We start from the raw sequence: 12,680 nt of genomic DNA, 5'->3' as shown, positions 1-12,680 counted from the left end.
CCTGTATTCAGTATAGTTACAGCATTGGCGGTTTGTCAACCCGCCGCTTCCTTTTCCCTATATAGGGTTACCCAAAGCCGGAGTACGGAACTCCTGAATGGCTGACCACGAATTGGAAAACACTACACAGGAGAATACCCACACCCTGATCACAGGAGATGCCGCATGGACCGACAGCAGCTCAATGAACAATTAGCCGACCTCTTCCAACAACTCTTTGCAGTCCATCTGTCTTTAGTCAAGCTGTGGCGTTCGGAGATCTTCCTGCATTGGGACTGGTGGCTCACTCTTGCCCTGACGGTGCTGCCCTGGCTGCTGTGGATCCCGCTGCGGCAGAAAGACAGCACCTCCCGGCTGCTCCATGCCGGATTCTTTGTCCTGATCATTACATCCTGGCTGGATTTCATGGGCCTGATGTTCGGCGCATGGTATTATGGCGGACTGCTGATTCCCACCATGCCCACCTATATTCCCTACGACTTCTGTCTTTTTCCGGTGATCGTCATGCTGCTTCTCCAATACAAGCCCCAAGCGCCCGTCTGGATCAAGGCAGCCGCCTTCGGATTATTCTGTTCTTATATCGGGGAGCCCCTTCTCCATGTCCTCGGCTTGTATTTTATGACCTGGTGGAGATACAGCTACTCCATCCCCATCTACACCCTGATCTATGCTGCCGCTCATTGGATCAGCAGACGCCGTTCCTTTCAACCTCTTCAATCCTGACTCCTTTATGACACAATGCAGTGAGAAAAAGAACCCCCCGCCTGGCGGAGGGTTCTCGTGCTTTGCTGTTATTCCTTTATTCCGTCAGCTCGCGGCCCTTAGTCTCCGTCCCAAGGAAGAACACGGCAATCGCGCCCACGACAATGGCGGCGAAGAAGATCGCGAAGATCGCCGGAATGCCTACGGAGCGGGCCACCAGCATGCCGACCAGGAACGGGGCGATGACCCCGCCGATCCGGCCAAAGGAGGCCGCCAGCCCGACACCGGTCGAACGCACCGAAGTCGGATACAGCTCAGGAGTATAGGCGTACAATCCGCCCCAGGCGCCAAGGTTGAAGAAGGACAGGCAGAACCCGGCGGCGAGCAGCATCCCTTCCGTCTCCGCATTGCCGAACCAGATGGCGCTGAGGGCCGTTAGGAGCAGATAGGCTACGATAACGAATTTGCGGCCGAACTTCTCGATGAAATACGCGGCGGTAAAATAACCCGGCAGCTGCGCGATCGTCATCAGGAGCACGTACTGGAAGCTCTTCACGAGCGTGAAGCCCTTGAGCATCATGACGCTCGGCAGCCACAGGAACATGCCGTAGTAGGAGAACACGACGGTGAACCAGAGAATCCAGAGCATGATCGTCGACCGGCGGTGCTCCGGAGCCCAGACCGAGGCGAACCGCTCCCCGAACGAGGTTCTCTGTGTGCGGCTGCGGGCGGTGAAGCGCGGCGGCTCCTCGATGGCCCGCCGCAGATAGAGCGCGTAGAGCGCCGGCACCGCACCGATGACGAAGCCGGCCTGCCAGCCGTACTTCGGGATCACGAAGTATGCGATGAGCGCCGCGGCCAGCCATCCGCCGGCCCAGAAGCTCTCGAGCAGCACGACGGCCCGCCCTCTCTCCCGTGCCGGCACCGACTCGGAGACGAGGGTGGAGGCGACCGGCAGCTCCCCGCCGAGGCCGATGCCGGCGATCAGGCGGAGGATGCACAGCGCCGCGAAGCCGGTGGCTAAGGCGGAGAGGCCGCTGGCCGCCGAGAAGAGCAGCAGCGTCCAGAGCAGCACGGGCTTGCGGCCGAACCGGTCGGCGAGCAGGCCGGCCAGCGCCGCGCCGATGACCATCCCGATCGAATTGATGCTTGTGAAGAGCCCGACCTGCTGGGGCGTCAATTGCCACTGCACGGCTACCGCCGCGGCAATGAACGAGATCAGCCCGATATCCATCGCATCGAACAACCAGCTCAGCCCTGCGGAGAACAGAAGCTTGCGCTGTTTGGGGTCCTGCAGTACCTCCAAGCGGCTCATAGGGTCTCAACTCCTTTTCTTATTCCTTATCCATAACCAACGGCGGGGAAGATTAAACCGGAGTGCCGCCTGATTACCCTGACTGCGCCAGAGACTCGAGATAGGCCAGCGTCTGCGACAGCCGGTCTCCGATCTCCTCCACGCCCTCCACGTCGCCTTCATCGAGCTTGCCGGTCGTCATCATCCGTACGCGGCACTGTCCGGCTGCCGGCACACCGGCAGCCGCTGAATCCCCGCTCCAAGTCGTCACGAGATCGAACTCCATGCGGAACGAATGCTCCCACTGCTCCGCGAGGTAAGCTTCGACAGCTTCCCGCCGGCCGGAGACGGACAAGGGAAGAAGCAGCTCCAGCTGCACCCGTGCGCCGGGGGCTTCACCGGCGATGTGCACCTTCCGCAGCTCGCCGGCGAAGTCGGCCAGATCGCTTACCAGCGCCACCGATGCTTCGCACCGTCCCTCCGTTCGCCGCATCCGCAGCCGGAAGGTTCTTGAGTAGGAAGCGAGATCGACGAGGTCCTCACGGCCGGTGATCAGAAATGCACCTTCGGCATCGAGGTCATAGCAGGCGCCCTCGAGCACCGTTTTGAGATTATCATAGATGGTTGGATCGAACACGGAAGCCACGTTCCTCTCTGTCATCACATTATGCATGGAATACGCCGGGAATGGACAGGTTAGGTACCGACCATTCCGTTCTAACTAAAGGAGAATCCGCTTATGAATCTGCCCCGCATCCTGCTGCCGGCCCTGCTGCTCTTCACGCTGTCCGCCCCAAGCCCCGCCGCGCTCCATGCCGAGCCGAAACCGGGCCGTATTGAGCTGCCGAAGGAGCGGATGAGCACGCCGCAGGAGCTGGCGGCCAAGGCCGAGATCGTGGTCGCCGGCTCGCTTGAGGACGACACGAAAGCTTACCCGACCGGCCGCAGGGTCGGCAGCCGCCCTCTGATCCATTATGTACAAACCTTCCGGATTCGAAGCGTTCTCCACGGGACGGCCGTCTCTTCGGGCAGGCTGGAGCTGCTCACCGACGGCTTCGATCCGCTTCCCCTGCCGGCCGACCCGCTCAATCTTTCCTATACCGGACCGCTGGTTCAGGGTGATTATGTCTGCTTTCTGCGCCGGGTGCCGCAGACGAATCTGTACTATCTCGCCGGCGGCTGGCAGGGCTTGTACCCGCTGCAGGGCACGAGAGTCATCGCGCTCGAGAAGCAGGGCGGCTTCGCCGCGTTCGGCGGCATGACGCTCGAGGAGCTGAAAGTCAAGCTGGAGCAGCTGCAGCATCCCTAATACCGGAGCCCCCGCCATGCGCGGGAGTATACGGGCCATCAGCCTCTACGGCGCCGCAAGCTCGCGCACATCGACGATGTCGCCCTGCTTCATGGCTCCGCTCTCGAGCCAGGCGGCCAGCCGGGCAGCCGCTTCTTCCGGCGTATACAGGCTGCCCGTCTCCTTCAGCTTCACGAAGCGGCCGGCATCCGGGAAGCGCCGCGGGTCGGTGCCGCGGATCGTCTCCTGCATGCCGGTGTCGACTACGCCCGGGGCGATGGAAGCGAGCTTGACGCTCCCCGGCCCATCCCCCCTGCTCCAGCGCGATGCAGCGGGTCATCATGTCGAGTCCCGCCTTGGCGCTGCAGTAAGCCGACCAGCCCGCATAAGGCTTGCGGCCCGCGCCGGAGGAGATGCTGACCACCCGCTTGCCGTGCGGAGCCGGCCACGCCCCGGCGGCACGAATGAATGCCGAGGTCAGCAGCAGCGGAGCCGTGAGATTCACTTGCAGATGCGTCTGCTGGGCCGCCGGGTCCGCCTCTTCTGCGGGCCCCATCGGATCGAGCACGCCGGCGTTGTGGACCAGGGTAATCTCGTCCGCCTCCCGCAGCCACGCGGCCTCCTGCAGGAAAGCTTCGAATACCGCCGCAGCGGCGACCGGCTCGCTGAGATCGCATGCGATTTCGTCGTACCTGCCATCATCCCCCGCCGCTTCCCTGAGCCGCGGATTCGGTGTCCGGTTGAAGCCGGTGACCCGGTGACCTTTTGCTGCCAGCCGAGCGGCCAAAGCCTCCCCGAGCCCCCTGGATGTTCCTGTAATCAAATAAACGCCCATTGTTATCGTCCTCCTCATCACTGCGGATGCCGTCAGCGGCAGCATCTGCCCCAGAAACAAAAAAATCCCCGTAACGGGGACCCTTTTGGGTTACGGTGTCATCCAATCGTCCGCGGAAATGCCCTGCTCCACAGCAAAATCGAAATCATACACATCGTATACTTGAACGGGAACTTCGGACTGGATGATCTTCTCCATGAGTTCGACCTGATCCGTGATGATCGGCGCCTGCTCCCGGATGGAAGCAAGAACCACCTCGGTCTCGATGGGATCGAACCCTTCGCCGTACTGCGCGTTCTCCATGGCGTTCACGATGACGAAGGTCACGTTATCGTTGATCGGCAGCGGAGGCGACAGCCGCCACGGGGCGGCCAGCGAGCGCTCGAGCTTCTTGCGGTTGAACGGATCGTCGAAGAAGGCAATGAGCTCGCCGATCTTCGTCTTCACGTGAGCGTCGTCTTCCGGATCCGGCATCACCGGTTCCTTGCTGTCTTTCATCTCGTATAGTTCCATGATGGTAGAATACGGAATGATATACTGCACAGGCTGGCTCGGCACCATCAATTCGCCGTAGATGGCCACCAGCACCGCTTCAATCACAAAACGCCGGGACAAATTCATTCCCCCTATTCAATCTCATCCGGTCTTGGTTGTCCGGCCTTCTTTATTACATAACATAATTACTGCCAAAAGTCTACCTTATCAGCGTCTATAAGGGCGATGGGAAGCAAAGAACGAACTCATTTATGCCGTTGATAGTTAACTCCATTAAATATCATTCCCCCTGTGCCTGGACCGCTGCCCGAGGCTCCCTTCGGCCTGTCCGTAACAGCCAGACTCATGCCCAGGCCCGGTGATAATTAACACCAAGAATATCCGGCGCTACTTGTCATTGGTCGCTCGGCCGTCGGACGTGATCGGAATCGCTTCGCCCAGGTACTTAGGCTTCATTCCCAGCAGGTGGACTCCAACGAAGTCCTTATTGCGGGCGAGCACCTCCCGGGCCTTGTACTTGGCGATCGCCCTGTACTGACGGCGGTCCGCCGACACGCCATAAGCCTCAATCCCAAGCTCCCGTGCGAGGTAGACCGCCCGTTTGACATGATACTCCTGCGTGACGACAATGGCCCGGCGGACCAGAAACACGTCCCGGGCCCGGTACATGCTGTCGTACGTATCGAATCCGGCGTGGTCCATGAAGATATCCTCTTCCGGCACGCCGGCTTTCAGCAGGTAATTCTTCATCGTATTGACCTCATCGTAATCCTGTCGGCCATGATCGCCGCTGACGAGAATCTTGGGCGCCTTCCCCGCCCGGTACAGCTCCAGCGCCGTATCGAGCCGGTCTCTTACGATATCGGAGACTCTGCCGTCTGCATAGACGAACGCCCCGAGGACGACGATCGCCTCCGCACCGGGAACCTCCGCTCCCTTGTACAAGTAAGGGGCCGCGCCCGCCTGCACATGCCGGTCGACGAGGGTGATCGTCCCGCCGCCGAGCAGCAGCATGGAAGCCAGCAGGAGCAGCGCCTTTTTTCGTGTGACGGTCTTGCGCATCGCTGCATCCCTCCCTCTCTTATTCTCGCACGCCGGCCCTCCCGCATCAAGCGTACATCTGCCGCAGCCGCTTCATTAACTTATGGTTAACGTCATTGACGGGCGCCGGCGAATCTTTTAACATGAAAAAGGCAGTTTTTATGAGGTTCATCTACTTTTTAACATGATGACTCTATTGTAACGCGGAACCTTCCCTGTTTCCAACACTTGCATCTGATAAGGAGAATCCCCATGTCGAACGACTCCAAATGGCTCGTCCGGACCCCCTCCGTCCAGCGTCCGGTCATGAGATTGTTTACGCTCCCTTACGCCGGCGGCTCGGCCTCGATCTACCGGGAATGGGCGAAGAATCTGCCTCAGAGCATCGAGGTCGTCTCCATCCAGCTGCCCGGGCGGGAATCCCGGCTGTTCGAGACGCCCTATATGACGCTGGAACCGATGATGGAGCGGATCTGCGAGGTAATCCGACCGCTGCTCGACGTGCCGTATGCCTTGTTCGGCCACAGCATGGGCGCCCTGATCGCTTACGAAACGGCACGCCGCCTGCAGGCCGAAGGGCTTCCCCCGGCGCATCTGTTCGCCTCCGCCCAAAGCGCCCCTCACCGCCGCAAGCAGGCAGAAGAGCTGCGGCATCTCCTGCCGGACGACCTGTTCATCGACAAGCTCCGCTCGCTCGAATACACCCCGGAGGAAGTGCTGCGCAACCGCGAGTTGATGGAGCTCCTCCTGCCGATGCTGCGCGCGGACTTCAGCGTCTGCGACACTTACCGTTTCACCCCCGGCGAGCTTCTTCGCTGCCCGGTGAGCGCCTTCGGAGGCTATGGGGACAAAGGCATCTCCCAGGCGTCCCTGGAAGCCTGGGGCGAATGCACGGAAGGATCATTCACGCTGCGGATGGTGGAGGGCGACCACTTCTTCATCCATCCCCAGAAGGATCTGCTCACCGCCGAGATTGCGGCCAAGCTGCTTCCCGAGGCAGCCGTCCGGTAGACCAGCGCAAAGCCCTGCTCCCCCGGATGATCCTGGCGGCTTGGTTTCCCGGTGCCCTATGCCGCCCCACCCATGAACAAGCAAGCGTGTTAGGGAGGATGGGGCCGGGCACCGCCGAGGATCTCCGTTCCGCGCTTTCATACCCTGATCAGCAAATGGACGCCGGACCGATGGCTCATCGGTTCCGGCGTCCATTTGGTTTGTGCGGCGGTACAGCTTCTCCCTGCATCGAGCGGCAGTACCCTCGACATGGAAGGACGCGCACCACGGTCTGAGCCTGCCGCCGCACGCTTATTCAGCATGCACTTCCGGCTGTGCAGCTGTTCCCGAGGCCGGTTGCCCGCAGCCAGTCTGCCCGGCTTCGTCCGTCCTGCCGGCGGCCGGCAGCTCCACCCGCTTCCAGCGCGGGCCTCCGGCATACAGCAGCCGCAGGGAAAGCCGCCCCTGCGCCAGCAGCGGAGCACAGGCCTCCTCCGGCAGGAACGCAGCCGACATGCCGCCAAGGCTGCGGTGCAGGGCTGACGGATTGTCCGCAAGCTCACCGCCCAGCAGGTGCACATCCGCGCCGGCCAAGAGGAACGGCAGTGCGCTGCGGACGAAGGCCGCGCTCCCGCACCCCGGCAGCCAGGCGGCGCTGTCGGAGGATGTGATGCCGGCAGCGGAGATCTCGCGGCAGCAGGCTTCAGCCAGCGTGCCGTGCGTGAGGCGGGTCACCCGGGTCCCCAGCGGCGTGGGCCTGCAGACCACCAGCGCCTCATCGTCCGCGGATACGGGAGGCACCGCTTCCGGCGCCTCCCCTTCCGTCAGCAGCCCGTCATCCAAGGCGAGCCATGACGTGCCGCCGGCCGCTCTTCCGCGGCTGAGAGCCTCCTTCCGGCCGGGGGCGGCCAGGCCGACCGCAGCTCCGGCGAAGCCCGGGATGCTCCGGCCGCCGGTCAGCAGGCCGGACTCATCGAGCAGGCATGCCGCGCCTGACTTCAGGATGCCGAGCAGGCCGGCCAGCAGCTCCGGCGAGGGCTCCGCGGAGAGCGCGACGAACTGCCCCCGGCCCGCCCCGCGGTCCGCCAGCAGGCGGGCAATCCGGTTGGCCTGCGCGTTCAGCTCCCGGTAGCGGAGCTCCTTCCCGGCGTGGACCATGGCCGTGAACAGCGGAACCGCTTCCGCCTGCTCTGCGAATAGGCGGTGAATGCTTCGGCCCGAGCGCGCTTCGCGCCGGGGGGCCGGCGCCGTCACGGCTCTGCGGGGCTTCGCGGACGGTCCCGGAAGACCGGTCCGCTGCTCCGCCAGGCAGGCGGTCATGCCGCCCGGCGGCGCTTCTTGCTGGGGTGGCTGTGTCATCAGAACGTTTCCCTCCCTGTCTGCGCTCCTATATGCCGCTTGCAGGGAAGCGGGGGCGCCTTATGTGATATATCAAGCGAGCAGCTGGAAGCCCATAGCGTTCTCGTGTTCCGCTCCCGCACGCTCCCGTCCGGGATGAAGAGCAGGAACTTGGACGACGGGACGGACCGGCAGCGCGGGCGGCATGCCGTTAAGCGCCTGCCGATACCCCCGCATGAAATCCCCCGTCAGCCCGCTGCGGGTGACAGGATAAGGGGCCGGCAGCGGGACGCTGAGCAGCAGCCGGTCCCCCTCCTCCAACCGGAAGATCACGGCCAGCAGCCCGCGGCCGGTCCGAAGCGCTTCGTGCAGCCGGAGACGTTCCTGTACGAGCCGCTCCCCCAGCTCCCCGGGACGGGACAGATCGAGAACGAGCAGCCTCCAGCCCGGCTCTTCCCTGCCCCGGAAGCGCAGAGCGGCACGGCTGTCCATGAATCCAGGCTCCCCCCGCAGAGCATCCGGCCCCCCGGCCATCGCAGCCAGCACACGCTCCGCCAGCTCCTCGGAGAAGCAGGCCCTGCTCCGCAGCAGTACGGACAGCCGTGCGCCGTCCGGCAGCCCTTCCAGCAGCCGCCGCAGCTTCGGGTCTTCGTCCCATAGGGGTTCCTCCCCCGCGAGGGATGCGCCGGGAGCGGCGCCCCCCATCCATGCCAGATCAGCCGGTTCGATCATCATGTCATCTCTCCCTTCCCATCGCATCTTCTCTCTACTCTCACGGCAGGACGGGAGGGTTCTTCCGCTGGAGCGCACACCCTCAATACATCATCCAAGCTGTCAGCAGCCGTGTGTTATCACTGGTACGAAAAATATGCGTCATTCCCTGAGGATTCCTTGAGATCGGGGCCGCCGGGCACGGACGGGAGCCGCCGCGTGTCCGCGCCAAATAGCCCGCCTGTCGGTCAAGACGGGAGCCGGCTGTCTATGTATATGCGTCAAGGGTAAGGGTATACGCCAAGACGAAGGCTAACCCCTCACCTGAAGCCTGTAGCCGAGCCCTCTTACCGTCATGATCCGGATGCATCCGGACAACGCGTGCACCTGCTCGCGAAGCCGCTTGATATGGACGTCCACCGTCCGCATGTCTCCTACGTAATCCGCCCCCCATATTTGTTCAATGAGCTGCTCGCGGGTGAAGATCCGCTCCGGATAGGATGCCAGCTTGAAGAGCAGGTCGAACTCCTTCGAGCGCAGCGGGAGCGAGCGTTCCCCGCACTTCACCTCGTACCGCTTCCGGTTAATCTCGGTCCGGCCGATAACGATGGTCTGCGATGCCGCGATCCGGCAGCGGCGCAGCAGAGCCCGGACCCGCAGAAGCAGCTCCAGCGGTTCGAAGGGCTTCAGCAGATAGTCGTCCGCCCCGGCCTTGAACGCCTTCACTTTGTAAGACAGCTCCCCCTGCGAAGCAAGCACAAGCAGCGGCATGTCCGACAAGCGCCGCAGCTCCTCGCACAGCCCCCAGCCTTCGTCGCCGGGCAGGCCGCTGTCGATCACCGCAAGCTCGGCGGGCTGACTGCGCAGGGCTTGATAGGCATCGGCCGCATCGGAGGCTCCCAAGCAGTGAAGCCCCTCGCAGCCCAGGGTCATCCGGATCAGCTCCCGGGTCCGGAAGTCCGGATCGACGACCAGAATCGTCGCCACAAGATCACTCCCCTTCCTCTGATACTAAGGACGAAAGGGACTTATCTTGCGGCCGCACCATAAGCGGCCAGCCACCCGGATGCCTCCACACACTGCAGCGCCCCGGGAGCGGGAGACTCGGTGGAGCAGACGGCCAGCGGATGCTCCGCGTCCAGCTGCCAGCGGTAGACCCGGCACGGCTGCCTGACCCCGTTCCACAGGACGCCCGAGTCCCCGTCCGGGTCGGTGATCGTGATCGTCAGCGGGTCCGTGCTGAGCCCGGTCCCGAGCTGCTTGACGAAGCTTTCCTTCGCCGTCCAGTAGCGGTAGAATCGGGCCCGGCCCTCCGCCTCTCCGACGGCCTCCAGCGTCATGCGCTCCGGCTCCGTCAGGACGACCGCCGGCAGAGAGGCGTCGAGCGGGGCTTCCCGCTCGACATCCGCGCCGATGGGCGCGCCGCCGGCCGCGCAGACCACCCAGCCGCCTGCATGGGACACATTGAAGTGAAAGGACGGAGCGTCTTTCACATAGGGCTTGCCGTAAGGATTGGCCGCAAGCTCCACCGCGCTGCGCGCCGTGCCCAGCGCTTCTGACGCCATGTCCCTGGCGAGCAGCTCCCCGGTCAGACTCCGGAGGGCATCCTGCCGGTGCCGGAAGCGGCCCAGCTTCTCCCGCTTGGATACCGGCACGAATGCCAGCAGCGAGGTATATAATTCGTCTCCTTCCGGCGTGTCCGCCGGGAAGGAACCGAGATGGACAGCAGTGATTCGAAACATGCCGCAAAATGTCCCCTTTCGCCGGTTCGATACCCATGATACCAAATATTTGGGCTGTTTGGTTCATTTTTACAATAATATTACATAGGTCAACTGTTCGCCGTCTCCCTGTAAATAAGGGGTGATGACGGTGAGCGGCCATGCTATAATAGACGGATGTGAGCTGACCGGCTGTGTCACCTATCAACCATACCGTAAGGAGAGATGCTTCATGGCCTGGAAGCCGCTCCAATCGCCCCTGTTTCTGCTCGTGGCGGCGACCTGCCTGTGGGGAGGCAATTTTGTGGTGGGCAGGGCCATCGTTCCCTTCGTCCCGCCCCTGCTGCTCGCCGAGCTCCGCTGGACGCTGGCGCTGCTCGTAACCCTGCCCTACTGGGGCGGCGAGTTCTGGCGGCACCGCAGCCGGCTGCTGCAGCACTGGCGGCCGCTTCTCCTGCTCTCCCTGACCGGCATCGCGGGCTTCAACACCCTGCTCTACATTGCCGTGCAGTACACGAGCCCGATCAATGCGGCCCTGATGAACTCGGCCACGCCGATCCTCATCGTGCTCGTCACCCCGCTGATGCTCGGGGGCCGGCTGCGCTGGGGAGCCCTTCCCGCGATGGGCCTCTCCATCGCCGGCGTCCTGTGGATCGTGACCCGGGGCAGCTGGGAGGCGCTGCTCGGCCTCTCGTTCAACCGGGGCGACCTGTGGATGATGCTCGCCGTCGCCTGTTGGGCCGTGTATACCGTCGGCATGAAGAAGTACGCCGGCATGCTGCCCCCCCGCGCTCTCTTTGTGACGACCGTGCTCATGGGCTCCCTGATCCTTCTGCCGTTCACCGTGGGAGAGTGGATCGTGCGCCGGCCGGACATTGCCTGGAGTCCCGGCATTCTCGCCGGCATCCTGTATATCGGCATTCTCGCCTCCGTAGCGGCACTGACCGCCTGGAATGCGGCCGTCGCGGCCATCGGGCCCTCCCGCTGTTCCGGGTTCCTGAACCTGATCCCGCTGTTCAGCGCGGTATTCGCCATCTTGTTCACCGGCGAATCCCTGCACGCGTACCATCTGATCGGCGCCCTGCTGATCATCTCCGGCGTTTATCTTGTGAACCGCCAAGCGGCCTCCGCGCCGCGCACACCACCGATTGGAGAATCCGCCTCATGACTACTGAGACGCGTCCGCGCGTTCCCTTTTCGCTGCTGCTGCTTGTCGGCATCGTAGCGATTTCTTTTTCGTCCATTTTTGTCCGTTGGTCAAATGCGCCGGTCGCCGTCATCGCGATGTACCGGCTGCTGCTGACCACCCTGCTCATGCTGCCGTTCCTGTTCAAGTACCGCAGCGAGCTGACGCGGCTGTCCCTGCGGGAGTGGGGCGGCCTGTTCTGTTCCGGGCTCGCCCTCGGCCTTCACTTCCTGCTGTGGATGGGCTCCCTGCGATTCACGACCGTGGCTTCGTCCACGGCGATCCTCGCCCTTGAGCCGGTATTCGTCCTGCTCGGCGCGGTGCTGTTCCTCGGGCAGAAGACCACCCCGCTGGCCGTGCTCAGCATGCTGACGGCCATTGCCGGTGCCGTCCTGATCGGCTGGGGCGACTGGGGGACGACGACCGAAGCCCTGCTCGGCGATCTGCTCTCCCTGCTGGGCACGGCGGCGGTAGCCGTACATATGATTCTGGGCAAAAAGCTCGTCTCCCGTGTCCCGTCGTTCCTGTACAGCTTCTTCGTCTTCCTGTTCGCCGCTCTGGTGCTTGCCGTGTACAACCTGGTGCTCGGGCACCCGTTCGGCGGCTATCCGGCGGCGGAGTGGGGCAACTTCCTGCTGCTGGCGATCGTCCCGACCCTCTTCGGCCACTATCTGTTCAACTGGCTGCTGAAGTACATGCGGCCCGAGTCCGTGTCGATGAGCGTCCTCGGCGAGCCCCTGGGCTCCACCCTGCTTGCTTACCTGCTGCTCGGCGAATCTTTGACCTGGCTGCAGGCCGCGGCCGGAGCCGTGCTGCTGAGCGGGGTCTGGATGTTCCTGCGGGCCAACGAGAAGCCGAAGGGACAGACGGTGAAGCTGCCGGAAGCCCGGAGCGCATAAGCCTGGTTCACGATCATACCTTCGAAGCGCTTCTCCCCCGCGGAGAGGCGCTTATTTTTGACTCCCCCTCCTTCTGCTGCTTCTGCTATCAGTATATCATCCTCCTTGCATTTCTGGTAATAAATGAAAGATAAAACCTCCTGCCCCCATCTCCCGCCGCAGCCCGGCATACGAATGTTC

Annotated in this window: 14 protein-coding genes; 5 read left to right on the top strand and 9 right to left on the bottom strand. The window is 63.1% G+C overall.

What is annotated here, in order from left to right; genetic code table 11:
- Nucleotides 1-165 precede the first annotated feature (165 nt).
- Entirely contained in the window at nucleotides 166-723 is a 558-nt protein-coding gene (locus PM3016_RS17300) for a CBO0543 family protein (protein WP_014370306.1), read from the top strand.
- Nucleotides 724-799: 76 nt separating this feature from the next.
- On the opposite strand, the gene PM3016_RS17295 is transcribed toward PM3016_RS17300, so the two are convergent.
- On the bottom strand, nucleotides 800-2,017 hold the full coding sequence (locus tag PM3016_RS17295) for an MFS transporter (RefSeq protein WP_013916991.1): 1,218 nt from the start codon (nucleotides 2,015-2,017) through the stop codon (nucleotides 800-802).
- Between the two features lie 73 nt (nucleotides 2,018-2,090).
- On the bottom strand, nucleotides 2,091-2,633 hold the full coding sequence (locus PM3016_RS17290; protein ID WP_014370305.1) for a hypothetical protein: 543 nt from the start codon (nucleotides 2,631-2,633) through the stop codon (nucleotides 2,091-2,093).
- A 102-nt stretch (nucleotides 2,634-2,735) separates the two neighbouring features.
- Between PM3016_RS17290 and PM3016_RS17285 the strand changes: the two genes are divergently transcribed.
- Nucleotides 2,736-3,305, top strand: a complete 570-nt coding sequence (locus tag PM3016_RS17285; protein ID WP_014370304.1) for a hypothetical protein — start codon at nucleotides 2,736-2,738, stop codon at nucleotides 3,303-3,305.
- Here PM3016_RS17285 and PM3016_RS17280 read toward each other — a convergent pair.
- The 3 genes from PM3016_RS17280 to PM3016_RS17270 form a co-directional block, all read right to left on the bottom strand.
- Nucleotides 3,277-4,119, bottom strand: coding sequence for an SDR family NAD(P)-dependent oxidoreductase (locus PM3016_RS17280; protein ID WP_014370303.1), 843 nt, complete (start codon nucleotides 4,117-4,119; stop codon nucleotides 3,277-3,279). The genes PM3016_RS17285 and PM3016_RS17280 overlap by 29 nt on opposite strands.
- Nucleotides 4,120-4,209: 90 nt before the next feature.
- A complete protein-coding gene (locus PM3016_RS17275) occupies nucleotides 4,210-4,734 on the bottom strand; it encodes a hypothetical protein (protein ID WP_013916987.1) in 525 nt (174 codons plus the stop codon).
- Between the two features lie 267 nt (nucleotides 4,735-5,001).
- Nucleotides 5,002-5,676, bottom strand: coding sequence for a SanA/YdcF family protein (locus PM3016_RS17270; RefSeq protein ID WP_014370302.1), 675 nt, complete (start codon nucleotides 5,674-5,676; stop codon nucleotides 5,002-5,004).
- A gap of 231 nt (nucleotides 5,677-5,907) precedes the next feature.
- On the opposite strand from PM3016_RS17270, the gene PM3016_RS17265 reads away from it, so the two are divergent.
- Nucleotides 5,908-6,666, top strand: a complete 759-nt coding sequence (locus tag PM3016_RS17265) for a thioesterase II family protein (RefSeq protein ID WP_014370301.1) — start codon at nucleotides 5,908-5,910, stop codon at nucleotides 6,664-6,666.
- 291 nt (nucleotides 6,667-6,957) lie between these two features.
- Here the strand turns inward: PM3016_RS17265 and PM3016_RS17260 are convergent, their stop codons facing one another.
- The 4 genes from PM3016_RS17260 to PM3016_RS17245 form a co-directional block, all read right to left on the bottom strand.
- Nucleotides 6,958-8,004: an AMP-binding protein gene (locus PM3016_RS17260; RefSeq protein WP_014370300.1), complete on the bottom strand. Its 1,047-nt coding sequence runs from the start codon at nucleotides 8,002-8,004 to the stop codon at nucleotides 6,958-6,960.
- 72 nt (nucleotides 8,005-8,076) lie between these two features.
- The gene (locus PM3016_RS17255) at nucleotides 8,077-8,718 is read right to left on the bottom strand and encodes a condensation domain-containing protein (protein WP_041619155.1); all 642 of its coding nucleotides are present in this window, start codon (nucleotides 8,716-8,718) and stop codon (nucleotides 8,077-8,079) included.
- 288 nt (nucleotides 8,719-9,006) lie between these two features.
- Nucleotides 9,007-9,681 (bottom strand): response regulator transcription factor, encoded by a 675-nt coding sequence (locus tag PM3016_RS17250; RefSeq protein WP_013916982.1) that lies wholly within the window; start codon nucleotides 9,679-9,681, stop codon nucleotides 9,007-9,009.
- 41 nt (nucleotides 9,682-9,722) lie between these two features.
- Entirely contained in the window at nucleotides 9,723-10,436 is a 714-nt protein-coding gene (locus PM3016_RS17245; RefSeq protein WP_014370298.1) for a 4'-phosphopantetheinyl transferase family protein, read from the bottom strand.
- A 211-nt stretch (nucleotides 10,437-10,647) separates the two neighbouring features.
- Between PM3016_RS17245 and PM3016_RS17240 the strand changes: the two genes are divergently transcribed.
- Together PM3016_RS17240 and PM3016_RS17235 are read left to right on the top strand one after the other, a co-directional pair.
- Entirely contained in the window at nucleotides 10,648-11,583 is a 936-nt protein-coding gene (locus PM3016_RS17240) for a DMT family transporter (RefSeq protein WP_014370297.1), read from the top strand.
- Nucleotides 11,580-12,500 (top strand): DMT family transporter, encoded by a 921-nt coding sequence (locus PM3016_RS17235; RefSeq protein ID WP_014370296.1) that lies wholly within the window; start codon nucleotides 11,580-11,582, stop codon nucleotides 12,498-12,500. The genes PM3016_RS17240 and PM3016_RS17235 overlap by 4 nt, the downstream gene beginning before the upstream one ends.
- The last annotated feature ends 180 nt before the right edge of the window (nucleotides 12,501-12,680 follow it).

Source organism: Paenibacillus mucilaginosus 3016 (assembly GCF_000250655.1).
Classification (GTDB): domain Bacteria; phylum Bacillota; class Bacilli; order Paenibacillales; family NBRC-103111; genus Paenibacillus_G; species Paenibacillus_G mucilaginosus.
The sequence above is the reverse complement of the archived record's forward strand: the minus strand, read 5'-3'. Positions and strand labels throughout refer to the sequence as shown.